Annotated in this window: 8 protein-coding genes; 3 read left to right on the plus strand and 5 right to left on the minus strand. The window is 61.0% G+C overall.

The window, feature by feature from the left end:
* Nucleotides 1-43: 43 nt before the first annotated feature.
* The 5 genes from rpsD to ABW043_RS09190 form a co-directional block, all read right to left on the minus strand.
* On the minus strand, nucleotides 44-661 hold the full coding sequence (rpsD, locus tag ABW043_RS09170) for a 30S ribosomal protein S4 (protein ID WP_056307386.1): 618 nt from the start codon (nucleotides 659-661) through the stop codon (nucleotides 44-46).
* A gap of 185 nt (nucleotides 662-846) precedes the next feature.
* Nucleotides 847-2,085, minus strand: a complete 1,239-nt coding sequence (locus ABW043_RS09175) for an MFS transporter (protein ID WP_353920911.1) — start codon at nucleotides 2,083-2,085, stop codon at nucleotides 847-849.
* Nucleotides 2,086-2,154: 69 nt separating this feature from the next.
* Entirely contained in the window at nucleotides 2,155-2,967 is an 813-nt protein-coding gene (locus ABW043_RS09180; RefSeq protein WP_353920912.1) for an RNA methyltransferase, read from the minus strand.
* A 59-nt stretch (nucleotides 2,968-3,026) separates the two neighbouring features.
* A complete protein-coding gene (locus tag ABW043_RS09185) occupies nucleotides 3,027-3,623 on the minus strand; it encodes a GNAT family N-acetyltransferase (RefSeq protein WP_353920913.1) in 597 nt (198 codons plus the stop codon).
* A gap of 190 nt (nucleotides 3,624-3,813) precedes the next feature.
* Nucleotides 3,814-4,377, minus strand: coding sequence for a GNAT family N-acetyltransferase (locus tag ABW043_RS09190; RefSeq protein WP_353920914.1), 564 nt, complete (start codon nucleotides 4,375-4,377; stop codon nucleotides 3,814-3,816).
* Nucleotides 4,378-4,467: 90 nt separating this feature from the next.
* Here ABW043_RS09190 and ABW043_RS09195 point away from each other — a divergent pair, with 90 nt between their 5' ends.
* The 3 genes from ABW043_RS09195 (at nucleotide 4,468) to ABW043_RS09205 (ending at nucleotide 6,574) form a co-directional block, all read left to right on the plus strand.
* On the plus strand, nucleotides 4,468-4,911 hold the full coding sequence (locus tag ABW043_RS09195) for a GFA family protein (protein ID WP_353920915.1): 444 nt from the start codon (nucleotides 4,468-4,470) through the stop codon (nucleotides 4,909-4,911).
* Nucleotides 4,908-5,243, plus strand: coding sequence for a TfoX/Sxy family protein (locus tag ABW043_RS09200; protein WP_353920916.1), 336 nt, complete (start codon nucleotides 4,908-4,910; stop codon nucleotides 5,241-5,243). Before ABW043_RS09195 ends, ABW043_RS09200 begins: the two co-directional genes overlap by 4 nt.
* 119 nt (nucleotides 5,244-5,362) lie before the next feature.
* The gene (locus ABW043_RS09205) at nucleotides 5,363-6,574 is read left to right on the plus strand and encodes an NADP-dependent isocitrate dehydrogenase (RefSeq protein WP_353920917.1); all 1,212 of its coding nucleotides are present in this window, start codon (nucleotides 5,363-5,365) and stop codon (nucleotides 6,572-6,574) included.
* Nucleotides 6,575-6,598: the final 24 nt, after the last annotated feature.

A 6,598-nucleotide genomic window follows, 5' to 3' on the forward strand; every position in this document is an offset into this window, starting at 1 on the left:
GGCCGCCCCGAGGGGCGGCCTTTTAGTTTCAAACTCGTTTCGCTTAGCGCGAGTAGAATTCGACGACGAGGTTCGGTTCCATCTGGACCGGGTACGGCACGTCCGACAGAGCGGGCACGCGGGCGTAGGTGGCGGTCAACTTGTTGTGGTCGACTTCCACGTAATCCGGCACGTCGCGTTCGGCGAGCTGGACGGCTTCGAGAACGACGGTGAGCTGCTTGGAGCGTTCACGCACTTCGATCTTGTCGCCGACCTTGACCTGGTAGGACGGAATGTTCACGCGCTTGCCGTTGACGAGAACGTGGCCGTGGGACACGAACTGACGGGCGGCGAAGACGGTGGCAACGAACTTTGCACGGTAGACGATGGCGTCCAGGCGGCTTTCGAGCAGACCGATCAGGTTTTCGCCAGTGTCGCCCTTACGGCGGTTGGCTTCGTCATAAAGACGACGGAAACCCTTTTCGGTGATCGAGCCATAGTAGCCCTTCAGCTTCTGCTTGGCGCGCAGCTGCAGACCGTAGTCCGAGAGCTTGCCCTTACGACGCTGACCGTGCTGGCCGGGGCCATAGGCACGTGCGTTGAGAGGGGACTTCGGACGGCCCCAGATGTTCTCGCCAAGACGGCGGTCAATCTTGTACTTTACAGAATGACGCTTCGACATCGCGTATCCCTTTCTTTGTTAGAATGGATCGCGCCCTCCTTTGCCCTTGTCGCCAAGAGCCGACAGATTCCTAAAAATTCAGGAGATCCCGGGTGCGCCTATAGACCCGAAGGCCGGATAGGTGCGCGCTTGATAGTGGGGACGACCGAATGTGTCAAGCATTCCGGGGGTTTTTACCCGCCGAGTCAGGCCATTCGCTTGTCGATATGCCGCTGTTCTCGCAGCTGAGGGAAGATGCGACTCCACACCACTGCGACGATCATGGCGCCGAAGCCACCGATGACGACGGCGGGTACGGGACCGAGCAGATGCGCCACCGTGCCGGCGCGGAATTCACCCAGCTCGTTCGAAGCGCCGATGAACACCGAATTGACGGCATTGACGCGGCCACGCACCTCTTCAGGTGTCCAAAGCTGCATGATGGTTTCGCGGATTGTGACGCTGACCATGTCGGAAGCGCCAACCAGCGCGAGCGCCGGAATGGAAACCCAAACGGTGGTGGAGAAGCCAAAGACTACGGTGAAGGCGCCGAAGAGACCGACGAAGAGGAACAGGATCTTGCCGGCGTGATCTCGGACGGGGAAACGGGTTAGGTAGAGCGCCATGAGAATGGCGCCAATGCCTGGCGCTGCGCGCAGCAGGCCCAATTCAACCGGGCCGGCGTGGAGGATATCCTTGACGTAGACCGGCAGCAGCGCCACAGCGCCACCCATTAGCACGGCGAACATGTCGAGCGAGATAGCGCCGAGAACGACCTTGTTCGAGAAAATGTAGCGGAAGCCACCGAAGATGGTTTCAAGGCTCGTCGCCTGGTGCGACTCGCGCTGCATGGGTTTGGGGATCAGCAGCACAGTCACTACTGCGCAGACCAGCAAGATTGCGCCGGTTCCAAAAGCGAAGGTCGGCGATATGCCGTAAAGCAGACCGCCGGCGGCCGGGCCGGTGATCGACGCAAACTGCCATGCCGAAGCATTGACGGTGATCGCGTTGGACAGCGCCTCGGGCGGCACAAGGTTAGGCGCCAGCGACTGCGCAGCCGGGCCCCAGAAAGCCCGCGCGGTACCAAGGAAGAGCAGCACGACGAAAATCGGCCAGACTTCGTGCGCCTCAGCATTCACAAGGGTCAGGAACGCCAGCGCGCAGATAAGCTCGACTGAAAGACAGATCGCCATGATGCCGCGGCGATTGAAGCGGTCCGCGGTGAGGCCGGTGACGAGAATGAGCAGCAGCGCCGGCAGGAAGAGGCACAAGCCCACGAGCCCGAGCAGGAAGGCATTGCCGGTGACGTCGTAAATCTGCCAGGCGATGGACACCGACATGATCTGCACCGCAAAGCTCACCAGCAGCGTGGTGAGCCAGAAAAAGCGGAAGCCGGTGTAAGTGAAGGCGAGCTTTGACGGCTCTGTGGGCTGGGGCGTGCTCATAATGCCCCGGCATGACACTTTGTCGCAGCAAGGTCAAAGGCGGAATCGTACCGAACGGTTCGCCGGGGCTTATTCTGTTGGCGGTTTTTCCGTCGCAGGCTTCTGCCGATTGGGATTCGGCCGCTCGTGGCGCCGGTCGATCGACGAAATGACCCCGCGCAGCGTGCGGATCTCCTGGCTGGTGAAGCGACCACGCGTCAGGGCGGTGCGCAAGTTGTTGACCATGCTCGGGCGCTTGTCTGGTGTCGTGAAGAACCCGCTGTTGTCGAGCACCCCTTCGAGATGCTGGAACAACCCCGCAAGCTCTTCGCGCGGCGCGGCCTCGTCGAGCCCCTCGCTAAAGGGCAAGGCCTTGCCGGCCCCACCATGGCGCCGCCATTCGTAGGCCATCAACAACACGGCCTGGGCGATATTGAGCGAGGCAAAGGCCGGCTCTACAGGCAGCGTGACGATTGCGTCGGACATGGCGACTTCATCGTTCAGAAGGCCCCAACGCTCGCGCCCGAACAACAGTCCCGCGCCCTGCCCGGCAGAAATGTGCTGGGCCATATTGATCGAGGCTTCCTCGGGCCCGAGGACCTCCTTCTGCATGTCGCGAGAACGCGCCGTCGTCGCATAGACGAGCTTCAGATCTGCAATGGCTTCTTCCAGCGTCTCGAAAACACGAACCTTTTCAAGGACGTGATCGGCCTTCGACGCGGCAGCGACTGCCTTTTCGTTGGGCCAGCCGTCCCGCGGGCGAACAAGGCGGAGATCCCACAGGCCAAAATTGGCCATAGCGCGCGCCGCTGTGCCGATATTCTCGCCCAACTGCGGTTCGCACAAAATAATCGCCGGCCCGGGGGCCAGCGTGATGGGTACGGAAGTATCAGTGCCTGCCATTTTGCCGCCATCCAGCCAAACTGGCGGGCGGCATAGCGCAAATGCGCGGCGCGGGCAAATCAGGCGACGCGTTCACGCAAGGGAAGCGGATGTACCTTGGACGAAGCCTGCCATTCACGATCGAGAATGGCGAAGTGCAATTCCTCGTCCCATTCGCCCTGGAACAGGGCATGTTCGCGGTAATGCGCCTCAAGTCGCATGCCGAGCTTCTGCATCAGCTTGGCCGAATGGTGATTGCGGCCATCGCAGCGCACGAAGACGCGGTGAATGCGGAAATGATCGAACGCGAGGTTGAGCATTTCCGTCAGGGCTTCGGTGAGAAAGCCATTGCCGGCATAGGCCGGGTCGATGGCAAACAGCAGTTCGCCCTGCCCCGCCGTAGCGTCCGACCAATGCAGCGACACATGGCCTAGCACCGCCTTGTCGCCCTTGCGCTGCATAGCGAGTGTCAGCGTATCGCCGGGACGCTGCAAACCCACCTGTGTGCGCATGATGCCCACGGCCGTTGCCACATCTTCGGGGTACCGCGTGGGTCTGACGAGATAACGCTGCACCGCCGGCAGCATATGGTAGCGGCCCACAAGCGCGACGTCTGCACGCTCGAAGTGACGCAATTGCAGACGTTCTGTAGCTAAAGGAAATTCGAGTCCGGTCATGGTGGCCTATGCCCCTCGGTAAAGCTGATTGAACGCTCTACGCAGACAACGGCACGCCAGGTCGGAAGTTCCTGCCATCGTTAATGAAATTTGTATTTCAAAGGCGACGGAACAAGCACTTTCGCGGGTCCGCCAATGGGCTGGACTCGGGCGCTACTGACCTAAGGAAAACGCGGCAAATCGACTCGGCTCAATCGCCGTTACGCCATTCGCGACGAAGCACAGCATAGACGAATTCTTCGTCCCAGCCACCCTTGAACCGGGCGTGCTCGCGAAAATGTGCCTCACGCCGCATGCCCAGCCGCTCCATTAGCCGCCACGAAGAGCTATTGCGGGTGTCGCAACGGGCAAAAATGCGATGCAGATCAGCCTTTTGGAAGCCGAGGTCGAAGAGCGCGCTGGCCGCCTCCGTGGCAAAACCCTGTCCGTGATGATCCGGATGAAAAATCCAGCCGATTTCACCCTGTCTTGCGTCTTCGGAGCGCCAGATCAGCGACAGTTCGCCGATCACGGTATCCGACTCACTCAAAACTGCCGCGAGGACGATCTTGTCGCCCTCGGCCGACCAACTGGTCTGCAGGGTGCGCTGCTGCACGGCGAGCGCGCACTCTTCGCGGCTGAGGGCCGTGTCGAAGAGATAGAGCGCCACGTCTTCGCGGCCCCGATAGTCCAGAACGGCATCGACATCGCCGCGAGTAAACGGGCGAAGCGTCAGGCGTTGGGTAGTGATCGGCAGGTCGGGATAAAATCCCATGAGGCTCCCCGTTTTGGCGCGAGAGTTTCCTCGACCACGGGCCTTCTGGCAAGGCTTGCGGTCATTCGGGTGCCATGCGAGCCTCCCGGCATGACCAGCCAAGCCAAACACGAACTCGATCAGAGCGGCCGCTGCGACTGCGGAGCCATCGTACTCCAGGTGCACGGTCGCATCGTGTCCATGTTCCACTGCTCCTGCGAGAACTGCCAGCGCGCGACGGGCACCGGACACTCCTCGGTCGCCCTGTTCCACACGGAATCGCTGCGTGTCGTCGGCGCGACCAAGGCACTTTCCCGACCCGCCGAATCCGGCGCCACCTTCACGCGACACTTCTGCCCCGAATGCGGAACGACAGTCCTCGCGCAAAGCTCGCGTGCACCGGCCCTGCGCATCGTGCCGGTCGGCATTTTTGCCGGCGACAATGCCTGGTTCAAGCCAAACCAACTGATCTTTTCACGGAGCTACCAGCACTGGGACCCGGTGGCCGACCACCTGCCCTGGCACGAAACCTATCGGCAGGACGGACAGGCATGAGCATGGCGACGGACGAATTGGCGGAGCGCATCCGGGCCGTGTTGCCGGCGCGCGTCCACTGTCTTGAAAAGAAAATGTTCGGCGGCATCGCCTTCATGCACCAGGGCAATATGCTGGTCGCGCCCCTCAAGGATGGCAGCATGCTGGCCCGCGTCGGCAAGGACGGCATGGAAGAGGCGCTCGCCCTGCCCGGAGCCAGTATCATGGACATGGGCGGACGCAGCATGGGCGGTTTCGTCGTGGTTTCAGGCGATGCGATTGAGGACGACGACGATCTCGGCGAATGGCTGCAGCGCTGCCTGCGCTTCGTCCAAACTCTGCCGCAAAAATAGAGACAACAAGCGGGCATGCCCCCTTGCCCGACCCGTCTTTGCGCTTTTCGCGTGTGATGCTATAGGGGCAGCCGAAACCGGCCGAGGGGCCAAACCAAGGATTCTTAGGGAGTTATCCGATGAGCAAGATCAAAGTCGCCAATCCGGTGGTGGACCTCGACGGCGATGAAATGACCCGCATCATCTGGCAGGCGATCAAGGACAAGCTGATCCATCCCTACCTCGATCTCGACATCAAGTATTATGATCTCTCGATCGAAAACCGCGACGCGACCAACGACCAGGTGACCATCGACTCGGCCAATGCCATTCGCGAATATGGCGTCGGCATCAAGTGCGCCACCATCACCCCCGATGAGCAGCGCGTCGAAGAATTCGGCCTCAAGAAGATGTGGAAGTCGCCCAACGGCACCATCCGCAACATCCTCGGCGGCGTGATTTTCCGCGAGCCCATCATCTGCAAGAACGTGCCGCGCCTCGTTCCCGGCTGGACCCAGCCGATCATCGTCGGCCGTCACGCCTTTGGTGACCAGTACCGCGCCACCGACTTCACGTTCCCGGGCAAGGGCACGCTGACCATCAAGTTCACCGGCGAAGACGGCAAGGTCATCGAGCACGAAGTCTACCAGGCTCCGGGCGCTGGCGTGGCCATGGCCATGTACAACCAGGACGACTCGATCCGCGACTTCGCTTATTCGAGCTTCAACTATGGTCTCGCCCGTGGCGTGCCGGTGTATCTCTCGACCAAGAATACCATTCTCAAGGTCTATGACGGCCGCTTCAAGGATATCTTCCAGGAGATCTACGAGAAGGAATTCAAGGAGCAGTTCGAAGCCAAGAAGATCTGGTACGAACACCGCCTGATCGACGACATGGTTGCTTCGGCCCTGAAGTGGTCCGGTGGCTATGTCTGGGCATGCAAGAACTACGACGGCGACGTGCAGTCCGACATCGTGGCCCAGGGCTTCGGCTCGCTTGGCCTGATGACCTCGGTTCTGGCAACGCCCGATGGCAAGATCGTGGAATCGGAAGCCGCCCACGGCACCGTGACCCGTCACTACCGCCAGCACCAGCAGGGCAAGGAAACCTCGACGAACTCGACCGCGTCGATCTTCGCCTGGACCCGTGGCCTCGCACACCGCGCCAAGCTCGACGACAACGCGGCACTCGCCAAGTTCGCCTCGACGCTGGAAAAGGTCACCGTCGACACCATCGAAGAAGGCAAGATGACCAAGGATCTCTCCCTGCTCGTCGGCCCGGATCAGCCGTGGCTCTCGACCATCGGCTTCCTCGACGCCATCGACGCCAACCTGCAGAAGACCATGGCGTAAGCGTTTTCAACGCTTTGAAATGAC

Origin of the sequence: Devosia sp., assembly GCF_040509215.1 — a bacterium.
Classification (GTDB): Bacteria; Pseudomonadota; Alphaproteobacteria; order Rhizobiales; family Devosiaceae; genus Devosia.

Bases quoted from the DNA above. Each gene is read 5' to 3' on its own strand.
- rpsD (WP_056307386.1), bottom strand. From the start codon at position 661: ATGTCGAAGCGTCATTCTGTAAAGTACAAGATTGACCGCCGTCTTGGC.
- ABW043_RS09175 (WP_353920911.1), bottom strand. From the start codon at position 2,085: ATGAGCACGCCCCAGCCCACAGAGCCGTCAAAGCTCGCCTTCACTTAC.
- ABW043_RS09180 (WP_353920912.1), bottom strand. From the start codon at position 2,967: ATGGCAGGCACTGATACTTCCGTACCCATCACGCTGGCCCCCGGGCCG.
- ABW043_RS09185 (WP_353920913.1), bottom strand. From the start codon at position 3,623: ATGACCGGACTCGAATTTCCTTTAGCTACAGAACGTCTGCAATTGCGT.
- ABW043_RS09190 (WP_353920914.1), bottom strand. From the start codon at position 4,377: ATGGGATTTTATCCCGACCTGCCGATCACTACCCAACGCCTGACGCTT.
- ABW043_RS09195 (WP_353920915.1), top strand. From the start codon at position 4,468: ATGACCAGCCAAGCCAAACACGAACTCGATCAGAGCGGCCGCTGCGAC.
- ABW043_RS09200 (WP_353920916.1), top strand. From the start codon at position 4,908: ATGAGCATGGCGACGGACGAATTGGCGGAGCGCATCCGGGCCGTGTTG.
- ABW043_RS09205 (WP_353920917.1), top strand. From the start codon at position 5,363: ATGAGCAAGATCAAAGTCGCCAATCCGGTGGTGGACCTCGACGGCGAT.